This is a genomic window from Kitasatospora cinereorecta (assembly GCF_024172095.1).
GTDB classification, from domain to species: Bacteria; Actinomycetota; Actinomycetes; order Streptomycetales; family Streptomycetaceae; genus Kitasatospora; species Kitasatospora cinereorecta.
Map to the genome: position 1 here is coordinate 1,029,040 of NZ_JAMZDX010000004.1, position 20,411 is coordinate 1,049,450.

The following is a 20,411-nucleotide window of genomic DNA, read 5'->3' on the forward strand; positions in this document are numbered from 1 at the left end:
CTCGATGGCTCCCGCGAGCCGGCGGTCAAGGCTGTGGCCCATGAACCTCCTCGGGCTGCGTCACCCGGCCCACGGCGGCAACCCATTCGACGAGTTGGACGACGACGCCGTTGGGATCGGTGAGCTGGAACAGCCGCTCGCCCCAGGGTTCTTCACGCAGCGGCATGGTGATCGGGGCGCCGGCCTCGCGCAGCCGCTGCTCCTCGGCCTCGATCCCGGTGACGGTGAGCGCGAGGATCAGGCCGGCCGCCTGCTGCTCGCGCTGCTCGGGCGGCAGGATGTCGATGCCTCGGCGCAGCAGCACGATGTCTGCCGCGGCGTCGTCGCGGGTGAGGGAGGCGAAGCCGTCGGCGGCCATGGCGAGCCGGTAGCCGAGGTGGGTCCGGAAGAAGTCGAGCGACGCGTCCACGTCGGCGACGGTCAGGGAGAGGGTGGAGGTGGTGACGTTCAGGGCGACTCCTGGTCGATCAATGCGGGGCGTGGGGTGTGGGGACGGGCGATCAGTCGGTGGCCCTGGCGTAGGTGAGGATGACGTTCCCGCGCTCGAACACGCGACTGTCGGTGAGCCGGAAGGCGTGCGGGGCGAACTCGGCCCCGAACAGGGGGATGCCGGATCCCGCGACGATCGGGTACTGCTTGACGACCAGTTCGTCGATCTCGGGCAGCAACTGGCCGGCGAGGTCGCCCCCGCCGCACAGCCAGATGCCGAGTCCGTCCTCCTGTTTCAGCTTGCGGACCGCGGCGAGCGGATCGTCGGCCATGAGCTCGACCGCCGGGTCCGGACTGTCGGCGAGGGAGCGGGAGAAGACGATCTGCCGCAGGTGGGCGTACGGGCTGGTGAGGCCGACGGCCAGACCGTGCCCATAGGTGCCGCGCCCCATGAGGACGGTGTCGAAGCGGACGTTCGGCGCCTCCGCACACCCGAGGGCGGCGCGGGCCGGGCCGGGCAGGGTCTCCGGGTACTCGCCGACCAGGTGCGGGAGGAAGTCATCGGTGACGTAGGTCATCAGAAGGTCGAACGTGCCGTCGGGGGCGGCGATGAAGCCGTCGATGGTGGTGCCGATGAAGTAGGTGAGCTTGCGCATTCCTGATCCGTTCGCTCGGACTAACTTTGCGACGGACGTAACTTTAGGCCGAACCTCCCGACTCGGTCAAGGATAATTTTGCGTCGGGGGTAAGATTTCTCCATGACCACCGAGCCGGGACTCCGCGAGTCCAAGAAGCAGGAGACCAGACAGCTGATCTCCGACTGCGCCACCAGGCTCTTCCTGGAGCAGGGCTTCGAGCAGACCACCATCGCCGAGATCGCGACCGCCGCCCGCGTCGCCAAGAAGACCGTCACCAACTACTTCCCGCGCAAGGAGGACCTGGCCCTGGACCACCACGAGCGGTTCACCGACGGGCTGGCCCTCGCCGTCACCGGCCGCGCCCCCGGCGAGAGCCCGCTCACCGCGCTGGAGCGCTCGATCCGCACGGCCCTGGCGGACCACAGCCCCGTCGTCGGCTTCACCGGCCCGCAGTTCGCCCGGATGGTCGCCGACAGCCCCACGCTCGGCGCCCGGCTGCGCGAGCTGCACGACCTGCGGGAGGACGCGCTCGCCTCCGCCCTGGCCGACGGCGTCCCGGACTCCGCCCCGGCGGGCGCACCGCGGACCGCCGCCGCCCTGATGGCGGCAGCCGACCGCCTGCTCTTCCGCCGTATCCAGGAACTCACCCTGGCCGGCCGCACCGACGACGAGATCGAGGCGACCCTCGCCCCGGAGGCGGACCACGTCCTCGCCTCCCTCACCGCCGCACTCGGCGACCACCCCGTCGCCGCCAGGCCCTGACCCACCGCCAGTCCGCGGGCCGGTGGAGCCGGCCGGTGGAGCCGGCCAGCAGGACCGTCAGCCGTCCGGGGGGCGCGGCGGACGACGGCCGGACGGACGGACCAGCCTGCCCTCGCGGACCAGCGCGGACCAGCGCGGGGCTGCGAGCGGGGAACGACGCGCCCGGCCCCTGCCGGGACCGGTCCCCCCGCCATAGCGGTGGCACGGTCAGTTCTCCTTCGCCGGCTCCCACAGCTGTACGGACGTCCCGTCCTCGGAGATCGTGTACCACGCACCACGCCCCGCTGCGCGGGCCGGACCGACGACGGGAACCGGGTAGGAGATCTCGCCACGCACGGTCATCCCCCGTACGTCGACCAGCCAGTGGCGGGCTGTGCCGAACCGGGCATCGCACTCGGAGGTCCCGGCGACCACGGTGTCCTCGTCGACGAAGGCCGCGTCGAAGTCCCAGTACACCCTGTCCTCGCCACCGCTCCCCGGGTGTGCCGGCATGCTTCCCTGAGCGTCCAGTTCGCGCAGGACCGAGCCGTTCTCCACGTCGTGGAGGGAGAGCGACCACTGCCCGATGTCGACGGCCAGGAGGTACCGGCCGGACGGGCTCGCCGCGAGGAGGACCAGCTCGGTCCCGATCTGCGCGGTGGTCAGTCGCTGTCCGTCCCAGCGTGCCCACAGCGCGGGCGACCCCTCCTCGCCCTCGCCGACGCTCAGTCCCATCTGCGCAGGGTCCGGGTGTGGAGTGTGCTCGGAGTCGGACGCGACGGTCATGGTGTCCACACGCCCGAGGACCCTCCCGTCCGCGGCGTCCAGGACTGCCCACAGCTCCTGACCGTCGTCCGTGCCCCCGTCGCCGCCCGACGGAGCGCGGACGTGGGCCCAGACAAGCCGGCCGTCCGCGCTGACCGCAACCGAGCCGCTGTCCGCGGAGCGGTGGTCCTCGTCGTGCGCGTATTCGTCGAACGACGAGTGCAGCGCGGTGCAGGCGCCGTACCAGCAGCCGTGCCGCATTTCCCAACGGGTCGTACCCGTGGCGTCCACCGAGCGCACCGCGTGCACCCCGGCGAACACGGCGGCATCCCGCTCCGGGGACACCGTCACCGATCCGAAGCAGCGCGACCAGGGCGCCGGGAAGCGGACCTCCGGGGCCGGACCACCCGGGAACGCGTCCATGTCGAGGGCCACGACTTCGGTGTCACCGCGCTGCACGAGGAGCCTGCGGTCGGGCGTGCACAACACCCGCGGAGCGTCTGCCGACGCCGGATCCAGCGGCGCGGCGACGGTGGTGACGAGACGGGCGGTGATGGTCACGGTTTTCTTCCAGCCACGGACGACGGACGATGCGAGAGCCTGGCGTCGCAACCCTATGGCGGAATGCGGACCGGAACGAGTTCGGCGGCCGGTCCGCCGCCGCCCGGAACTGCCCTGCTCAGGCGGGGCTGACCAGCCAGCGGCCGTCCCGCATCAGCTCGCGGTCGCGCAGCTCGTTCTCCTCGCGCCAGGCCTGGACGCGGCGCGGCGTGATCCGGAACCACCGGTACGGGCCGTCCAGGGTCCGCGGGTCGAACCCGGTGCGGGCAGCGAACCGGTCGCCGCGCTCCGCCGGCAGCGCGTCGATCTCCAGGACCTCCACCTCGCCCTCGATCATCGCGACGTCCCGGGTGCAGCCCAGGGCGAGCCGGACGGTGCGGGTCGCGGTCAGGTTCCGGCCGGTCGGGCTGCCGGCCGGGGTGGCCAGCAGCAGCGTCTCGCCGTCCCAGTCGAAGGACAGCGGCACCAGGTACGGCCCGCCGTCCGGTGAGGCGCTGGCCACCCAGACGTCGGTGTCGTGCGCGAGGCGGTGCTCGGTGTCGCGGCGGCGCTGCTCGCGGGGGCGGGGCGCAGTGGTCATCGCTCACTCCTGGTTCGGCGGATGTCGTGGTCGCTGTGGTCTCAGCGTCTCCCGACCGGGCAGGTCCGCACCTCCGTGCCGACCACGGAACGGCCCACGGATAATGAGGGGGTGTCAACTCCGGAGGTGTCGGCTCGGGAAGCCGACGTGCTCGCGTTGCTCGGGGATCACCTCAGCAACGCGGAGATCGCCGCGCGGCTGTTCATCTCGGTGCGGACGGTCGAGTCGCACGTGTCCTCGATGCTGCGCAAGTTGGAGCTGCCGGACCGCCGGGCCCTGTCGCGGCTGGCCATCGCGTCGACCACCGCCACCGACAACGCCACCGACAACGCCGCCGATCCACCGGCACGCCCCGCGCCCGGCCGGCCGGCTCCCCTTCCGGCTCCGCTGACGGCGTTCGTCGGCCGGGTGCGGGAGCGCGCGGAGTTGGCGGCGGCGGTGCAGGCGTACCGGCAGGTGACGGCGGTCGGTCCCGGCGGCGTGGGCAAGACCCGGCTCGCCCTCGCGGTGGCGGCGGAGCTGGCGGGCGGCTTCGCGGACGGGGTGTGGTTCGTCGATCTGGTCCCGGTGGCCGATCCGGCGCGGCTGTGGCCGGTGGTCGCGGCGGCGGTGGGTGTGGGAGAGCAACCCGGTCGCGGCATCGAGGAGACGGTGTCGGCGGCGCTGGCGGACCGCGAGGCGCTGCTGGTGCTGGACAACTGCGAGCAGATCCGTGACGCCGTCGCACCGTTCCTGGAACGGCTGTTGACCGCCTGTCCGCGGCTACGGGTGCTCGCGACGAGTCGGGCGCGGCTGATGGTGCCGTTCGAGCGGGTCCACCCGGTGCCGCCGCTCGCGCTGTCCGGCGGCGACGAGTCGGACGCCGTGGCGCTGTTCATGGACCGGGCCGCAGCGGTCGGTTGGCCGCCCGGCCCGTCCGTGGCGGCCGGGGTGGTGGCTCTCTGCGAGGGGCTCGGCGGCATGGCTCTCGCGATCGAACTGGCGGCGGCCCGGTGGGCCACGCTCGGGCTGGACGGCCTCACGGCCGGCCTCTCCGACCAGTTGCGGATCCTCACCGGCGGGGCCCGCGCCGACGACCGGCACCGCTCGGTGCGCGCGGTGCTCGACTGGAGTCACGACCTGCTGGAGCCCGACGACCGGGCGCTGCTCCGCCGGGTGTCGGTGTTCGCCGCGCCGTTCACCGCCGAGGCGGCGGCCGAGGTCGCCGGGTTCGCCCCGCTGGAGCCGTCCGCCGTCGCCGACGGGCTCGGCCGGCTCGCCGAGCAGAGCCTCCTCGCCGTCGCACCGTCCGCCACCGGCACCCGCTACCGGGCGCTGGAGACCATCCGGCAGTACGGGACGGAACGCCTCGCCGATGCCGGTGAGCAGACCGACACCCGCTCCCGCCACCTGGGCTGGTGCCTCACCGCAGCCGACGCCCTCACCGGACCCAGCGCCCAAATAACCGACACCTCCGACCGACCCGTCCGGTTCGACGCGCTCGCCGACGACCTCCGCACCGCGCTCGCCTGGGCAGCCGACCGGCCAGAACTCCGCTCCGACGCCCGCCGCCTCGCCCGCTCCCTCGCCGAACTGGCCTTCGCCCGCAAGCTCCTCGGCGAGGCGCAGCAGCGCTACGAGCAGGCCGCCGCGCTCGCCGGCCACGACGCAGCGACCACCATCGGGGCCGACACCGGGGCCGCCGACCTCCGGCAGGCCGCCGCGGTGGCCGGCTGCCGCCGGCTCGGCGACGACGCGTACCGCCTCCACCGTGCCGCCGCGGACGCCGCCCGCCGGGCCGGGAACACCGTCGACGCCGGCCGCGACCTGGCGGCCGCCGCGACCGTCGCCTACCGCTTCTCCAGCGAGTTCGCCGAGTTGCCCGCCGTGGACGAGGTCGCCGGCCTCCTCGCGGAGGCGCGCGAACTCGCCCGCGGCGGCGGCCCGGCGGCCGACGCGGCACTCGGACTGGCCGAGGCCGCCGTGCTCGCGGACGCGTTCGGCGCGATCCAGGGCAGCAGCGAGAACTCCGCACAGCAGACGGTCGAACGCGCCGAGCACGCCGTCGCGCTCGCCCGGCTGGCGGGCGGACCGGTCGCCGAGTCCGCGGCGCTCGACGCCCTCTCCGGTGCGCAGAGCTGGGCGGGCGACCCGTTCGCCGCCGCGGCCGCCGCCCGCCGCCGGATCGATCTGCTCGCCCCGCTGCCGCCCACCCCGGCCAGTACGCACGAGCTGGCGGACGCCCTGGCCATGGCCGCCGGCACCGCCCTCGGCGTGGGCCGCCTGCCGGAGGCCCTGCGCTGGGGCGGGCAGCTCGCCGAGCACCCGCTGCTGGCCGATGCCGTCCACCACGCCACGTCCTGGCTGCTCATCACGGACGCCCTCGCCGGCCGCGCCGACCGGGTGCTCGCCGGCAGCACCGGCTTCCTCGACGCCTGGGAGCGCGGCGGCCGCCCGCGCTCGCTCTCCCTCGGCCCGGCCGCCGCCTCGGTTGCCATGGTTCACGGCCTGCGCGGCGAGCACGACGCCCGCACCCCCTGGCTCACGGTCGTCGACCGGGCCGGCACCGCTGCGGAGCACCACTACGGCTATGGCGCCGTCTTCGACGCCATGGTCCTGCTCCACCACGGCGATCCGGACGCGGCGCTGGACCGCATCGCACCGGCGCCGGAGGAGATGTGGAAGAGGGTGTGCTGGGTCTGGCTGCACTGGTACGCGGCGCTCCGCACCGAGGCGTCGGTGCTCGCCAGCCACCCGGACGCCCGCGAGCGGATCACCGCCACCCGCACCCTGGTCACCGGCAACCCGGTGGCCACCGCCCAGGTCGACCGCGCCGAGGCCCTGCTCGACGGCGACGTCCCGCGCCAACTCGCCGCCGCAGCGGCCTTCGACGCGGCCGGCTGCCCCTACCAGGCGGCCCGTACCCGGCTCCTGGCCGGCGGCGACCACGCCACCGCCGGCCGTGCCGCACTCGCCGACCTCGGTCTCACGCCGTAACCCGACCGAAGGGAAGGTCAGTTCACCGCACGCTTCACCAACTCCGCGATCCGCGCCTCCACCTCCGGCGTCACCTCCGTCAACGCGAATCCGGCCGCCCACATCGCGCCCTCGTCCAGCTGCGCCAGGTCGCTGAACCCGAGCGTCGCGTACCGCGACTTGAACTTCTCCGCGCTCTGGAAGAAGCACACCACCTTGCCGTCCAGCGCGTACGAGGGCATCCCGTACCACAGCTTCGGCGCCAGCGTCGGCGCACTGGCCGTGACCACGGCGTGGACGCGCTCCGCCATCACCCGGTCCGACTCCCCCATCTCGGCGATCCTGTCCAGCACGTCCTGCGCCGCCGACGCCGCCTTCTCCGCGGCGGTCCCCCGCCGCGTCGCCTTCCGCAGGTCCTGCGCGTGGTCCTTCATCGCGGCCCGCTCCTCGGCCGTGAACCCCGCGTAGGTGCTGCTGTCGACGTTGCTCATGTCCCTGCTCCACTCTGCCGGTTCAGGCCTGCGTTCGTTGTGCTCACAGCCTCTCCCGTCCCCCACCCCCGCCGCCTCCGTGCCGACCACTGATCCACCACGGATTCGGATCCGCGGCGGACCCCCGACCGCACCACCGGCACTGGGCCGGCTTGTGGGCAGAACCGAGTGGACCGCCCTGCTCCGGCGCGATTACGTTGGCACGCGACCGTCCGTCACCCCATCGACACCGACGCCGAGGTACAGATGACCGACCAGCCCAGCCCGCCCGACGAGCTGCTCCCCGCCACCCGCCGCGCGCTGCTCCACCGGACGGCGGTGGCCCAGGCCGAGGGCCGGACCCCGTCGCTGGTGGCCGCGGTGGTGCGGGACGGCCGGCTGGTCTGGAGCGGCGCCCGCAGCATGATCGACGGGCATGCGCCCACACCGGACGTGCAGTACCGGATCGGCTCGCTCACCAAGACGTTCGTCGCGGTGCTGGTCCTGCGCCTGCGGGACGAGGGCCTGCTCGACCTGGCCGACCCGCTGCGGCTCCACCTGCCGGGCACCCCCGCCGACGACGCCACGGTCGCCCAACTGCTCGCGCACTCCGCCGGCCTGGCCGCCGAGACCCCCGCGCCCTGGTGGGAGCGGACCGATGGCGCACTGCGGCCCGCCCTCGACGACCTGCTGGAGGCGGACGCCGCCCTCAAGCACCCGGCCGGGCGTCGCCACCACTACTCCAACCCCGGCTACGCCCTGCTGGGCGCCCTGGTCGAGCGGCTGCGCGGCGAGCCGTGGGGCGAGGTGCTGCGCCGGGAGGTGCTGGAGCCGCTCGGCATGGACCGCACCACCCTGCTCCCCGAGCACCCGCACGCCGGCGGGTTCGCCGTCCACCCGTGGGCCGACGTGATGCTGCCCGAGCCGCTCACCGACACCGCCCTGATGGGCCCGGCCGGCCAGCTCTGGTCCACCGCCACCGACCTGGCTCGCTGGGCCGCCTTCCTCGCGGACGGCGACGACAAGGTCCTCGGCGCGGCGACCCTCGCGGAGATGCGCCGACCGGCCGTCGGCCCGGACGACCCGGACTGGACCTCCTCCTACGGCCTCGGCCTGCAGCTGCGCCGCTACGAGGGCCGCGTGCTGTACGGGCACACGGGCTCGATGCCGGGCTTCACGGCCGGCCTGTGGGTCAGCGACGCGGACGGCCTGGCGGCCCTCGCGCTGTCCAACGCCACCACCGGTGCCAATGCCGCACTGCTCGCCGCCGACCTGATCGCACTGACCGCCCGGCACGAGCCGCGGCTGCCGGAGCCGTGGCGCCCGCTGCCCGAGGTGGACGAGGACCTGCTGGCCCTGACCGGCCTCTGGTACTGGGGCGCCTCGGCGCACGTACTGCGGCTGAAGGCCGACCGCCTGCTGGAGCTCTCGCTGCTCGCCGGCGGCAACCGCAGTTCCCGCTTCCGCGCGGAGGCGGACGGCACCTGGACGGGGCTGGACAACTACTACGCGGGCGAGACCCTGCGGGTGGTCCGGGCGGCGGACGGCTCGGTCGGCCACCTGGACCTCGGCTCCTTCGTGTTCACCCGCGAGCCGTACGGCCCGGCCGACGTCGTTCCGGGCGGGGTCGACCCGCGGGGCTGGCAGGCGGGCTGACCCGGCCCGATCACACCTCGCCGTGGCCGCCCGAGGCCGCCGCGCGCCACCGCGGGTGTCGTCAGCGCTCCACCACCACCGTCTCGACGACCTTGCCGCCGGGGATCGGGACGACATGGACGCCGCGGCTGAGCCGGGTCACCACCAGCAGGCCGCGGACCCAGGTGCCGGCAGGGACGGACGGCGCCAGCAGCCGGTGGCCGGTGTCCTCGACCGCCACCTCGATCTCGCCGGGGCGCGCCGCGACCAGCAGACGGCAGGGCCCCGGGGCGTGCAGGCACGCGTTGGAGACCAGCTCGGTGACGACGACGGACACATCCAACCGGGTTGTGTCCCGGAACCGCGGTCCCGCCGCCGCGGCGAGCTGGTCGAGGAACTGCTGGACCGCCTGGCGTGCCAGCCGGACCGAACCGGCCTTGCCGTCCAGGTCGAGAGCGAGCATCGGGATCTGGCGCACCGCACCGGGCTCCCCTGCGATCGGTCTTCCCGCGGACGCGTCTGCCCGCAATCCGGCCGGGCACGCGCCGCCGCGCGTCCCGAATCCGACCCGCTCCCGTTTCCGCGGATGGCCGGGCGTGAACCACCCCGGGTCGGGTAGGCGCGGCGGCGACCAGCCTCCGGAGAGGAAGGACGGCGACCATGCCTGCCGGTTCCAGTCCCAAGCGCGAGCGCCAGTACGAGCACATCAAGGAGAGCGCCCTCGATCGCGGTGAGAGCGAGAAGCGCGCCGAGGAGATCGCCGCCCGGACGGTGAACAAGGAACGTGCCCGGCACGGCGAGTCGAGGACCGCCAGCCGTACGTCCGTCGACGACGTGTCCGCCGGCCACCGGGGCGGCAAGCGCTCCCACTCCGGTCCCGGGGGACCGACGTTCGACCAGCTCTACAACGAAGCGAAGCAGCGCAACATCAAGGGCCGCTCGAAGATGAACAAGCGGCAGCTCGAGAACGCGCTCGGCCACTGAGAGGTGTCCCCGATGACCGTGCCGACGCCGGCCGACCCCGACATCCGGCCCCCGCCGCCGCCCGACAGCCCGCCCCCGGTCCCCGCACCGCCGGTCCCGGCCCCCGTCCCGCCGCCCGTACCCCCGCCCGACCCGCCGCGTCCCGGGCCGCCGCCCCGCCGAACAGGCGGGGACCGGGCCGCCGCCCCGCCGAACAGGCGGGGACCGGGCGGGCACCGGCTGAGCCGCCGGGACGGTTCCGCTAGCCGGACCCGCCCCCGGGTTCGGTGACCTCGTCGGGCCGACGGCGCAGTTCGCAGATGACCGCCCAGGCGACCGACACCACCGGCACGGCCACCGCGGCGCCGATGACGCCGCCGAGCACGGTGCCGGCGGCCACCGACAGGGCGATGGCGACGGGGTGGATCCGGACCGCCCAGCTCATCACGAGCGGGTGCAGCAGGTGGCCCTCGATCTGGCCGATCACCACGATCAGCGCCAGGACGACGAGCGCGATCACCGGACCGCGGGTGGCCAGCGCGACGACGGAGGCGACCGCGAGGGCGACCGGCGAGCCGATCAGCGGGATGAACGCGGCGAAGAACTCCAGCAGGGTCAGCGGGACGGCGAGCGGTACCCCGAGGATCACCAGCCCCACCCCGACCAGGACGGCGTTGGTGGCGGCGACCACGAACAGGCCCCGGGTGTAGCCGGCGAACGTCTGCCAGGCGGTCCGTCCGGCCCGCTCCCAGCCGGCGCCGCCGGTCGACCCGGACTGCCGGCGGGCCCACGCCCACATCCGCTCGCCCGAGTGCAGGAAGAAGACCGAGCAGAACAGGGCGAGCGCCGCGGTGGCCGCGGCCTCGACGATCCAGCTCGCGCCGCTGACCGCGGCGGACACCAGCTGCTGCCGGTGGCTGGAGACGAAGGAGGTGACCTTGTTCTGGAGGTCGGCGAGGGCCCCGTGCCGGATGTGGAAGGGCGCTCCCTCCAGCCACTTCTCGATCCGGCCGAAGCCGCCGTGGATCTCGTGGCTCAACCGCCCGGACTCGGCGCTCACCACCTCGCCGACCACCACGCCGAGCCCGATCAGCACCAGCGCCGTCCCCACCAGGGCGATCAGCACGGCGAGAGCCCGCGGCAGCCGTCGCGCCATCAGGTCGACCACGGGCCGAAGCACCGAGGTGATCACCAGCGCCAGGAAGAGCGCCACCACCGGCAGGGTCAGCTCGCTGACGACCAGGTAGCCGACGTACCCCGCCGCGGAGATCGCGATCAGGCAGAAGGCGAACACGGCAGCCCGGCGCAGCCCGGCCGGGGCGGTGCCGAGGACGGTGGCCGGGACGGCGCTGCGCCGCGTCGCGACCGGCCGTCGGCGCACCACGAGCCGCGGCGGACGGGCCGGCCCACCGGTCGGCCCACCGGTCGGTCCGCCCGCGGGTGAACGGTCCCGGCGGCGGCTCACCAACGGCCCGGCCCGCCGTGGTCACGCGGACGGTCCGGCTCGGGCCTCGGGCACTGCGGAACGTCGGTCATGGTTCCCATCCTCGGGGCGCATCGGCCGGGTCGCCCGCTCATCCGGTCCCCTCGGAGGAGTCGGTGTCGTCGGGCACGCCCGATGAGTGGGCGTGCGTGGGCGTGCGTCCACCCGCCGGCGGGGTGGCAGAACGCCCGGGCACCGGCCCTCAGCGCAGCCGCAGGCCGACCACGCAGGTGTCGTCGAGCGGGTTCGGCGCGTCCAGGCGGCGCAGGAGGTGGTCGAGGCAGCCGTCGAGCGAGGTCGCCCGGTACTCCCGGAGTGCGTCCAGCAGTCGGCCGACGCCGGTGCCGAGGTCGGTGCCGCGCCGCTCGACCAGGCCGTCGGTGTACGCCAGCAGCGTCTCTTCGGGCGCCAGCCGGACCTGGGCGGTGCGGTAGCGGGCGCGCGGGGTGACGCCGAGGATCAGGCCCTCGGGCAGGTCGAGGGTACGGGCGCTGCCGGGGCGGGCGAGCACCGGCGGCAGGTGGCCGGCCCGTGCCCAGGTGAGGATGCGGGTGCGCGGGTCGAGCCGGCCGCACAGGGCGGTGGCGATGAAGTCGACGCGCTGGTGGCAGAGCATCCGGTTGAGGCGGTCGAGTGCCTGGGCGGGGTCGACGCCGTCGTGGGCGATGCCGCGCAGCGCATGGCGCAGCTGGGCCATTCCGGCGGCGGCCCGCAGGCCGTGGCCGGAGACGTCGCCGACGACTACCAGCACGGTGCCGTCGGGCACGGTCATGATGTCGTACCAGTCGCCGCCGACCTGGCTCTCGCGTTCGGCGGGCAGGTAGCGGGCGGCGGTCTCCAGTCCGGGGGGCAGCGGGCCGGTCGGGGCCTCCATCAGGGCGTGCTGGAGCGAGAGGAAGGCGAGGTGCTCGGCGCGGGTGCGGCGGCGCTGCTCGGCGAGCTGGTCGCGGGTGCTGGAGAGGGCCTGCTCGGCGCGCCGCCAGGGGGTGACGTCCTGGACGACGCCGGCCACGGCGACCACCTCGGGCGGTCCGACCGCGGAAAGGGTGGCCTCGGCCAGGGATCGCAGGCTGCGATAGCCGCTCCTGGCGGGCACCTCGAACTCCAGGGTCACCGGTGTCTGCCCGGCGAGGAGTTCGGCCGCGGCGGCCCGGACGGCGGAGCGGTGGGTGGGGGCGACGGCGGCCAGGGCCTGCTGCGCGGTCAGCGGGCCGGTCTCGTCCTCGAGTCCGAGCAGGCGCAGCGTCTCGGCGGAGCAGGTGATGCCGTCGCTACCGGGCGACCAGCTCCAGGTGCCGAGCCGGGCGAGCCGCTGGGCCTGGGCGAGCTGGTTGCTGCGGCGCTCCTGCTCGTCGTGGGTGCGCCAGCTCACCAGGACGCCGTCCAGGAAGGGGGTGGCGTGCAGGGTCATGGCGGAGGCGTGCAGCGCGCCGCCGACGATCTCGACGAACTGTTCGGTCTCCGCCTCGTACGGGGTGCCGCTGGCGGCGACGTCCAGCAGTCGGTCGAGGGTGCCGCCGGCCGCCATGCCGGGGTACAGCTCGGTGAGGCGGCGGCCGACCAGGTCCTCGCCGGTGCGGCCGGCCAGGTCGACGGTGGCGGCGTTGGCGTGTTCCACCCGCAGGTCGGTCACCTTGCCGCTGGTTTCCCGGATGGCGCCCAGGATCAGGACGGGGTCGAGCAGTGCGTCCAGGACGGCCCGGAACCAGGGCTCGCTGGCCGGCTCCAGCGAGCCGAAGTCCTCAGGTCCACCCGAGAGCACCCGGGGCAGCTCGGCGGCCACCAGCCGCGAGAGTGCGGACAGGTAGCGGGCCGCGGCCCGGTCGGCGTGGTACTCCTCGGGCCAGCCGAGCTTCATCGCACCGATCAGCCGCCGTCCGGTGCGCAGCGGCAGGGCACACACGGTCCGACCGGGGATCAGGTCCTCGCCGGGCAGGTCGGGGTAGCGGGCGGCGAAGTCCTCGCGGTTGTCGACCCAGACGGTGGTGCCGAGGTGGGCGGCCTCGGCGAGCGGCAGGGCGGTCCGCGGCGGGATCCGCTGCCACTGGCTGAGCTGCTGGGCGGGCACGCCGTGGCTGCCGGTGATCCGCAGCGCGCCGTCCGGCTCCAGCAGGGCGAGCACGACGGCGCCGACGCCCAGCGGTGCGAGGGCGACCTCGTGCAGCAGCCGGGCGAGGTCGTCCGGGGTGTCGGCGGAGGTGAGGGCCGAGGCGGCGAGGTGGAACCGGGCCGCGAAGCCCTGCGGCGGGAACTCGGGGAGGGCCGGCGAGGGGCCGACCGCGGGCGCGAGGGGCGGGGCGGCGGACGTCCCGCCGGGGGATGCGGCGGCGGACGGCGCCGGGTCCGGCGCGTCGGGCGGGGCGGCGACGCCGAGGAGTTCGGCGGCGATGTCGACCACCCTGCGATTGGTCCGCTGGGACTCCTCCCGGAGGTGCCGGAACGCCTCGTCAGGGGTGCACGACAGCCGCGCGATCAGCAGCCCCTTGGCCTGCTCGATCACTCCGCGGGTGCGCATCGCGAGGCGCAGGCCCTCGATCTCCGCCCGCAGGCGGTCGACGGTGGCCTCGAGCACGGGACGGGCAACGGTGTCCTCGGTCAACGCTCGCCTCCTGAACACCCGACAGCGGTGAGCGGTCACCTCGATCGGAGAAGGTGCGTGGTCCGCCGGTCAGCGACTTCGGGACAACTCCAGCGTAGGACCCGTCCCCGGGGGACCGCGAGCACCGGAGCGAAGGACCGGAAACGAAGCTCCGGTCACTCCTCGTCCGGGACCGGGCCCAGGACCGCCGTCGGCGCCAGCGCCCCGGCGACCAGGGCGGCGGCGACCTCGGTCGGCCCCTGCACGGTGCGCCGGGCGTGGGCGAGCAGCCGGGCGCAGGCCTCGTCCGGGGTCAGGTCGGCGGCCTCGGCGATCATGCCCTTGGCCCGTTCGATCACCGAGCGGTCGGCCAGCACCCGGGTGATGTTGTCGCCCGCGAGCTCCGGGGGGAGCGCCCGGTGGTGGTGGACCGCCAGGACCGCAAGATCGGCGAAGACCTGGGCGGACCGCAGGTCCGCCGTCGTGGTCTCGTTGGCCGACCCGATGTCGAAGAGGTTGAGGGCGCCCAGCGTCCGGTTGCGCATCCGCAGCGGCAGGGCGCGCACCGAGTTGAAGCCGGCCTCCCGGGCGCGGTGGGCAAAGACCGGCCAGCGGGCGGAGGCCGCCGACAGGTCGGGTTCGATCACCGCGCGGCCGAGCCGGACGCAGTCGATGCACGGGCCCTCGCCCAGTTCGAGCTGGCGGCGCTCCAGACGCCGGACAGCCTCGCTGGACCAGGCGACGTCGCGCAGCACCCCGTCCTTGTCGACCACCACGATGCCGGCTCCGCCGGCCGCGCACAGGGTCACGCAGTAGGCGGCCAGGCGATCGAGGAGCTCGGCGAGGTCGAAGTCCCCGACCAGCGACTCGGTGAGGCTCGCGAAGGCCTCGTTCAGCTCCGACTGGCGGCCCATGACCATCTCCCTGTCCGCGTCCCACGCTACGCCGTCCCTCGGCCCCGGTCGCAGTCCACGGCCGGTCCCCGACGCCGGATCGCAGCCGCCGGCGCGAGGCTCGCATCGTTGACCGCGATCCTCGCCCCGGCCGGCACCTCGCCGGGCACAGCCGCCGGGCTCGAGGGTCCGTCTTCAAACCCCCGTCGTCCGGCCGAAGGGCGGGCCTGGCGGCGTCCGGGCGCGTGCATCGCAAGGCGGAGGAGGATGGGGGCACCTCCCGGCCGGAGGCCGGGGGACCATGCGGTGGGGGCACCTCCAATGCCGTCAAGTTTGGTGTTGGGGCTGGTAGGGGTGGGAGTTCGGGCTGTTGTGGTCGATGGTGGCGGTCAGGGTGGCTCTGCCGGCGGGGATGATCTGTCGCTTCTTGCCGTTCCCGATCTTTCCGGCCGCGTATTTGGACAGGGGTCGTTTGACCAGGCGGTTGTAGATCCGTAGGCGGCGTTCGGGTAGGGGGTGGTCGCGCAGATAGGTGCCGACCGCCCCCAGCAGGTGGGCATCGGTGGGGCCCTCGATCTGTACCGCGGCGGTGATGCCGTTGACGGCTTCGCGCAGGGCGAGGGTGAAGCCCATGGCGGTGCAGCGCAGTCCGGCTGCGGCCCCGGCGCGGGCCATGACCAGTCGCAGCAGTTGGTAGGCGATGAGCAGGGCGTGCAGTTCCTGGGCCAGGCCGGCGGGGCCGGTGCAGTGCAGGACCTTCCCGTCGAGCATCGTGGACTTGATCGAGCAGAACGCTTCCTCGACTTCCCAGCGGTCGTGGTAGCAGGCCACGACCTGGTCGGCGGGGTGGGTGCGCCAGTTGAGAAGAGTGGTGGCGAACAGCCAGGTGCTGGTGCGGGTGCCTTCGCCGGTGGTGATCTGCACGGTGACGGCGATCGCGCGGACCTTGCGTCCGGCCCGGACGGTGAGCCATGAGCCGTCCGGGTAGCGCTCCAGGGCGACCAGACGGGCGGTGCGAGGCAGCCGGACGACGAAGTCGGCGCCGGTGGCGGCCACGTCCGACAGGAACCCGGCCGCGTCGAAGCCCGCGTCCAGCAGGACCAGCATCCCCGTGTGCAGGCTGCGCAGCAGACGCCTGGCCGGGACGAACTCGCGGCCGGCCACCGGACCGAACACGGCGTCGATCAGGGCTCGGGTGGTGCAGTAGACCAGGACGATCACCTGTACCTGCGGATAGCCGGCCGTGCCGTGGCGGTGCGCGTGCTTACCCAGCCAGGCCCGGTTCGCCCCGGAGTCGGGGACGTCGAGGACCGTGCCGTCGATCGCGCAGACCTCAAGGCCGCGCCACAGGCCCGGCACCGTGTCGGGGTGGCGGCACAACTCGCCGAGCAGCAGTCGCAGCGGTCTTGTTCCCAGCCGGGCCCGTGCGGCGTGCAGGCCCTGCCGAGTCGGGTCGGGCAGCCCCGGCCCGACCAACGCGGCACACAGCATCCGGTAGGCCGCACTCAAGGGTGCCGACCCGCACAACCCCTGGACGACCAGCAGGTAGACCACCACCCGGGCCGGCAGGTCACGCACCCGACGCTGCACCGTGCCGGTCCGCGCGAGCGCGTCATCCACCGCCGAGAACGGCAGCAACCAGGTCAGCGGGCCCAGATGCCCCGGCGCGAAACACCCAACAGCTGCGGACAGCGTGCGCGTGATGACAGACTTGGACACCGGCAGGGCTCCTCCACGGAAACGGACTCGACACCCAAATCCGTAGCGGGGCCCTGCCCTCGTTGTCCCCAAAACCGGCGAAACACCAGCCCATACCCCCAACCCGCCATAACTTGACGGCATTGGGGGCACCTCCCGGCCGAAGGCTGGGGGCCATCGGCGACCGACGACAACGCGGCGGTGGGCCCCTCCTGCCCGTTGGCGGGCAAGGAGGGAGCGCGCCCAGGCGGCGCCAGGCAGGCGAGGGTTTGACGACGGACCCTAGCGGAACGCGGCGAGGTTGCGCTCCACCCACGCGCCGAACGGCCGGGCCGGGCGGCCGAGGACCCGCTCCACGTCGGCGCCGACCGCCTGCTCGGCGGGCAGCGGGACGCCGAGCACGTCCAGGGTGGAGTCGGCCACGTCCGCGGGCATCAGCTGCGCCAAGTGGTGGCGGGCCTGCTCCCGGCTCAGCTCGACGAACGCGACCTCCTCGCCGAGCGCCCGGCCGATCGCCGCGGCCTGTTCGCGCGGGGTGACGGCCACCGGACCGGTCAGCTCGTACGTCCGGCCCGCGTGCCCGTCCGCCAGCAGGGCGGCCGCCGCGACCGCGGCGATGTCCGCCGGGTCGACCACCGGCAGCGCCACCTCGGCGAACGGGGCGAGGACCGTCCGCCGGGCGCGCACCGTCTCGGCCCAGGCGTACGCGTTGGACGCGAAGCCGCTCGGGCGCAGCACGGTGGACTGCAGGCCGGACGCCCGCACCGCCGTCTCGAACGCGCGCAGCCGGGCGTGCGAGGGGGCGTCCGGGCGGGTGGCGGTGAGCTGCGAGGAGACCAGCACGATCCGCTCGACCCCGGCCTCGGCGGCTGCCTCCACCAGGGCGTCGGGGTGCTCGCCGTGGGCGTTCAGCTCGCCGCCGAGCAGCAGGAACAGGGCGCGGGCGCCGTCGAGGGCGGGCCGCAGGTCCGCGCCGCTCCCGACGTCGGCCCGGATGTGCCGGGCCCCGGCCGGCAGTCCGTCCACCTGCGGTCGGCGGGAGACCGCCACCACCTCCTCGCCCGCCCCGGCCAGCAGCGGTACGAGGTCCCGGCCGATGTTCCCGGTCGCCCCGGTCACCACGATCATGTCGACTCCCCCAGAGTAAGTTAGTTGGCTGACTCAGTTCCGAGAACGTAGCACGGCCGCCCCAGGCATTGTCTAGAGTGAGTCGGGTGACTGACTCAGTGAAGCCGCGGGCCCGCGCGGCCGACAAACGGCGCCGCCTCACCACCGAGGCGGCCCGGGTCCTGCACGAGCAGGGCGTCGAACGGACCACCCTCGCCGACATCGCCCGCGCGGCCGACGTCCCGCTCGGGAACGTGTACTACTACTTCAAGACCAAGGACGAGCTGGTCTCGGCCGCGCTGTCCGAACACAGCGCCCGCCTGGCCGAGTTCACCGACCGGCTCGACCTGCTGCCCGACCCGCGCGAACGCCTCGCGGCGCTGGTGCAGTCCTGGATCGACCGGCGCGAGACCGCCGCCCGCCACGGGTGCCCGACCGGCACCCTCGCCGTCGAGCTCGACAAGCGCGCCGACGGCACGCTCGACGCCGAGGTCGCCGCAGTGATCCGCCGCCTGCTGGAGTGGGCCACCGAGCAGTTCCGGCAGCTGGGCCTGCCCGAGCCGGACGAGCTCGCAGTCACCCTGGTCTCCGCCTACCAGGGCATGTCCCTGCTGGCCAACGCCCTGCGCGACCCGGACCTGATGGCCCGCCAGGGAGCGCGTCTGCTGCGCTGGCTGAACGCGCTCGACGCCACAGCCCCGGCCGACTGACCCACCGTCGGCGGGGCCGGCCGCCGCACCCTGGCGGCCCGTCAGCTGCGCAATGTAATGTCACATGACATGTCGCGCACCCGTCGCACCACCCGCCTCCTCGCCGTCACCGGCGCCCTCGCCGCCCTGTTACTGCCCGCCGCCCCCGCCGCCCAGGCCCAACCCGCCTGCCGGACGGCCGACTCGGCGCCCACCGACCCGGAACAGGCCCGCCTCGCCGACCCGCGCACCACCGCCCTCACCGACGGTGCCGCCCTCGGCGACTTCGTCCGCCGCTTCCCGGCCGCCCTCTGCACCGCCCGTACCGCCACCGAGGCCGAGCACCTGGTCGACTCCTGGGGCACCGCCCTGTGGTTCGCCGCCGTCGACCGCGCCCAGGGCCGCCGCCCCGGCGGCGACCTGCCCGCCGCGGACGACCGACCGCTGTACTGGACCCGGCTCGCCATGACCGTCCGGATCGACCGCTGGCAGCCCGACTTCCCGCTCGACCGCGATGCCCTCCGGCAGCGCTTCGAGGACGCCTCCCGCGGCCTCGCCGACAACGACTTCCGCACCGCCCCGGGCGTCCGGCGCCTGTTCGTCAGCGGCTTCGACCCGTTCGGCCTGGACGGCGAGGCGCGTCGCGCCAACCCGTCCGGCTCCGCCGCGCTCCAGCTCGACGGCCGCCGGATCACTCTCGCCGACGGCAGCCGGGCCGAGATCCGGACCGTCGTCCTCCCGGTCCGCTACGCCGACTTCGACCACGGCATCGTGGAACGCGCCTTCGGCCCGCGCCTGACCCCCGGGCCGCGCTCCGCCGACCTGATCACCACCGTCAGTCAGGGCTACCCGGGCCTCTTCACCCTGGAGCAGTGGGCCGGCCGCGCCCGCTCCGCCGACCCGTACCCCGACAACACCGGGGCCCTGTCCGGCGGCACCTACGACCACCCGGTCACCGCCCCCGGCCTCGGCCCGGGAGCCGAGTTCATCCCCACCACCCTGCCGACCGACGCGATGACGGCCGTTCAGCAGCCCTACCCCGTCCTGCTCAATCGGCAGGTCACCGAGATCCCCGCCGGCGCCACCGAGCCCGTCGACCGCGAGGACGGGCCCACTCCCGGATCGCGCGCGGTCGCCGGAGGCGGCGGAGGCTACCTCTCCAACGAGGTCGCCTACCGTTCCAACCGCCTGCGCCTCGAACTCGCGCCCGCCCTGCCCGGCGGCCACCTGCACACCCCCGTGCTCACCGGCCTCCCGGACCGACCCGACCAGCTCACCGGCCCCGACTTCGAGCACAACGAGGCCGCCATCACCGCCGAGGTCCTCGACATCCTCCGCAGCGCCCGCCTCTGAACCACCCCGAGGCCGTCGGACCGGGCGCGATGCACCCACCCGGGTGATTCGCCTCGGAAAGACCGGATGCGGCAGAGTGTCCGCATGAAGGCGCGGACGGACGGGCGGGAGCAGGGCGGAGCGGCCCGGCGCAGGCCGGTGCAACAGCGCAGCCAGGAGCGGTACGAGCGGCTGCTCGACGCCTGCGCGGGGCTGCTGGACGAGGTCGGCGCCGCCGGGCTCACCACCAAGGAGGTGGCCCTGCGCGCCGAGGTGCCGATCGGCACCCTCTACCAGTTCTTCTCCGGCAAGGAGAGCCTGCTCGCCGCCCTGGCCGAGCGGAACCTCGACCAGTACCTGGCCCGGCTCGCCCACCGCGCCGAGGCCGAGGCCGGCGGGGCACTGGAGGTGGCCGGCTTCGTCGACCTGGCGGTGGAGGAGTTCGTGGCGATGAAGCGGGCGGTGCCCGGCTTCGGCCACCTCGACTTCGGCCTGGTCGACCCGGTCCCGGCCGAGGTCGGCGACGACACGCACCTGCTGGACGCGGAGCTCGACAACAACGCCGCCGTCGCCCTGCGACTGAGCGCGATCGGCGGCGACCTGTTCACGGCCCCCGGGTACGCGCTCGCGCTGCGGGTCGCCATGGAGTGCGCGGACGGCGTCCTCAAACTGGCGTTCCGGGTCGACCCGGACGGCGACCCGGCACTGATCGCCGAGTGCAAGCGGCTGCTGCGCTGCTACCTCGCCGATCCGGCAACCGCCCAAGGCACCGGCTGACCGGCCCGGCGACCGCGGACGGCGCCCCGGCTGACCCATCCTTCCATTGCGGGGTGCGGTCGCCCGCCGCACAGTGGAGAGGAGGCGGCTGCCCAACGCCCCGGGCGGCCGGCACCA

At 74.4% G+C, this 20,411-nt stretch carries 18 protein-coding genes; 7 read left to right on the forward strand and 11 right to left on the reverse strand.

What is annotated here, in order from left to right; translation table 11 throughout:
* Positions 1 to 25: 25 nt before the first annotated feature.
* Both FHR36_RS25080 and FHR36_RS25085 read right to left on the reverse strand, forming a co-directional pair.
* A complete protein-coding gene (locus FHR36_RS25080) occupies positions 26 to 451 on the reverse strand; it encodes a VOC family protein (protein ID WP_253800736.1) in 426 nt (141 codons plus the stop codon).
* A gap of 49 nt (positions 452 to 500) precedes the next feature.
* On the reverse strand, positions 501 to 1,085 hold the full coding sequence (locus tag FHR36_RS25085) for a dihydrofolate reductase family protein (protein ID WP_253800427.1): 585 nt from the start codon (positions 1,083 to 1,085) through the stop codon (positions 501 to 503).
* Between the two features lie 102 nt (positions 1,086 to 1,187).
* On the opposite strand from FHR36_RS25085, the gene FHR36_RS25090 reads away from it, so the two are divergent.
* Complete coding sequence (locus FHR36_RS25090; protein ID WP_253800428.1) at positions 1,188 to 1,829, forward strand: TetR/AcrR family transcriptional regulator; 642 nt, start codon at positions 1,188 to 1,190, stop codon at positions 1,827 to 1,829.
* Positions 1,830 to 2,036: 207 nt separating this feature from the next.
* On the opposite strand, the gene FHR36_RS25095 is transcribed toward FHR36_RS25090, so the two are convergent.
* Positions 2,037 to 3,134, reverse strand: coding sequence for a hypothetical protein (locus FHR36_RS25095; RefSeq protein WP_253800429.1), 1,098 nt, complete (start codon positions 3,132 to 3,134; stop codon positions 2,037 to 2,039).
* Between the two features lie 118 nt (positions 3,135 to 3,252).
* Positions 3,253 to 3,714 (reverse strand): pyridoxamine 5'-phosphate oxidase family protein, encoded by a 462-nt coding sequence (locus FHR36_RS25100; protein ID WP_253800430.1) that lies wholly within the window; start codon positions 3,712 to 3,714, stop codon positions 3,253 to 3,255.
* Between the two features lie 126 nt (positions 3,715 to 3,840).
* On the opposite strand from FHR36_RS25100, the gene FHR36_RS25105 reads away from it, so the two are divergent.
* Positions 3,841 to 6,690 (forward strand): ATP-binding protein, encoded by a 2,850-nt coding sequence (locus tag FHR36_RS25105; protein WP_253800431.1) that lies wholly within the window; start codon positions 3,841 to 3,843, stop codon positions 6,688 to 6,690.
* 17 nt (positions 6,691 to 6,707) lie between these two features.
* Here the strand turns inward: FHR36_RS25105 and FHR36_RS25110 are convergent, their stop codons facing one another.
* Complete coding sequence (locus FHR36_RS25110) at positions 6,708 to 7,160, reverse strand: iron chaperone (RefSeq protein ID WP_253800432.1); 453 nt, start codon at positions 7,158 to 7,160, stop codon at positions 6,708 to 6,710.
* Between the two features lie 246 nt (positions 7,161 to 7,406).
* Here FHR36_RS25110 and FHR36_RS25115 point away from each other — a divergent pair, with 246 nt between their 5' ends.
* Entirely contained in the window at positions 7,407 to 8,795 is a 1,389-nt protein-coding gene (locus FHR36_RS25115) for a serine hydrolase domain-containing protein (RefSeq protein WP_253800433.1), read from the forward strand.
* Between the two features lie 61 nt (positions 8,796 to 8,856).
* Here the strand turns inward: FHR36_RS25115 and FHR36_RS25120 are convergent, their stop codons facing one another.
* Complete coding sequence (locus FHR36_RS25120; RefSeq protein ID WP_253800434.1) at positions 8,857 to 9,252, reverse strand: ATP-binding protein; 396 nt, start codon at positions 9,250 to 9,252, stop codon at positions 8,857 to 8,859.
* A 182-nt stretch (positions 9,253 to 9,434) separates the two neighbouring features.
* Here FHR36_RS25120 and FHR36_RS25125 point away from each other — a divergent pair, with 182 nt between their 5' ends.
* The gene (locus FHR36_RS25125) at positions 9,435 to 9,758 is read left to right on the forward strand and encodes a plasmid stabilization protein (RefSeq protein ID WP_253800435.1); all 324 of its coding nucleotides are present in this window, start codon (positions 9,435 to 9,437) and stop codon (positions 9,756 to 9,758) included.
* A gap of 241 nt (positions 9,759 to 9,999) precedes the next feature.
* Here FHR36_RS25125 and FHR36_RS25130 read toward each other — a convergent pair whose 3' ends face one another.
* From FHR36_RS25130 to FHR36_RS25150, 5 genes are all read right to left on the reverse strand, one after another.
* Positions 10,000 to 11,121: an AI-2E family transporter gene (locus tag FHR36_RS25130; protein WP_253800436.1), complete on the reverse strand. Its 1,122-nt coding sequence runs from the start codon at positions 11,119 to 11,121 to the stop codon at positions 10,000 to 10,002.
* A gap of 301 nt (positions 11,122 to 11,422) precedes the next feature.
* Positions 11,423 to 13,819 (reverse strand): SpoIIE family protein phosphatase, encoded by a 2,397-nt coding sequence (locus FHR36_RS25135; protein ID WP_253800437.1) that lies wholly within the window; start codon positions 13,817 to 13,819, stop codon positions 11,423 to 11,425.
* Between the two features lie 155 nt (positions 13,820 to 13,974).
* Positions 13,975 to 14,712 (reverse strand): GAF and ANTAR domain-containing protein, encoded by a 738-nt coding sequence (locus tag FHR36_RS25140; protein WP_253800438.1) that lies wholly within the window; start codon positions 14,710 to 14,712, stop codon positions 13,975 to 13,977.
* 306 nt (positions 14,713 to 15,018) lie between these two features.
* Positions 15,019 to 16,410, reverse strand: a complete 1,392-nt coding sequence (locus FHR36_RS25145; RefSeq protein ID WP_253793771.1) for an IS4 family transposase — start codon at positions 16,408 to 16,410, stop codon at positions 15,019 to 15,021.
* 261 nt (positions 16,411 to 16,671) lie between these two features.
* Positions 16,672 to 17,517, reverse strand: a complete 846-nt coding sequence (locus tag FHR36_RS25150) for an SDR family oxidoreductase (protein WP_253800439.1) — start codon at positions 17,515 to 17,517, stop codon at positions 16,672 to 16,674.
* 86 nt (positions 17,518 to 17,603) lie between these two features.
* Between FHR36_RS25150 and FHR36_RS25155 the strand changes: the two genes are divergently transcribed.
* From FHR36_RS25155 to FHR36_RS25165, 3 genes are all read left to right on the forward strand, one after another.
* A complete protein-coding gene (locus tag FHR36_RS25155) occupies positions 17,604 to 18,206 on the forward strand; it encodes a TetR/AcrR family transcriptional regulator (protein ID WP_253800440.1) in 603 nt (200 codons plus the stop codon).
* A 69-nt stretch (positions 18,207 to 18,275) separates the two neighbouring features.
* Positions 18,276 to 19,538, forward strand: coding sequence for a PA0049 C-terminal domain-containing protein (locus FHR36_RS25160; RefSeq protein WP_253800441.1), 1,263 nt, complete (start codon positions 18,276 to 18,278; stop codon positions 19,536 to 19,538).
* An 84-nt stretch (positions 19,539 to 19,622) separates the two neighbouring features.
* Positions 19,623 to 20,294: a TetR/AcrR family transcriptional regulator gene (locus FHR36_RS25165; RefSeq protein ID WP_253800442.1), complete on the forward strand. Its 672-nt coding sequence runs from the start codon at positions 19,623 to 19,625 to the stop codon at positions 20,292 to 20,294.
* The last annotated feature ends 117 nt before the right edge of the window (positions 20,295 to 20,411 follow it).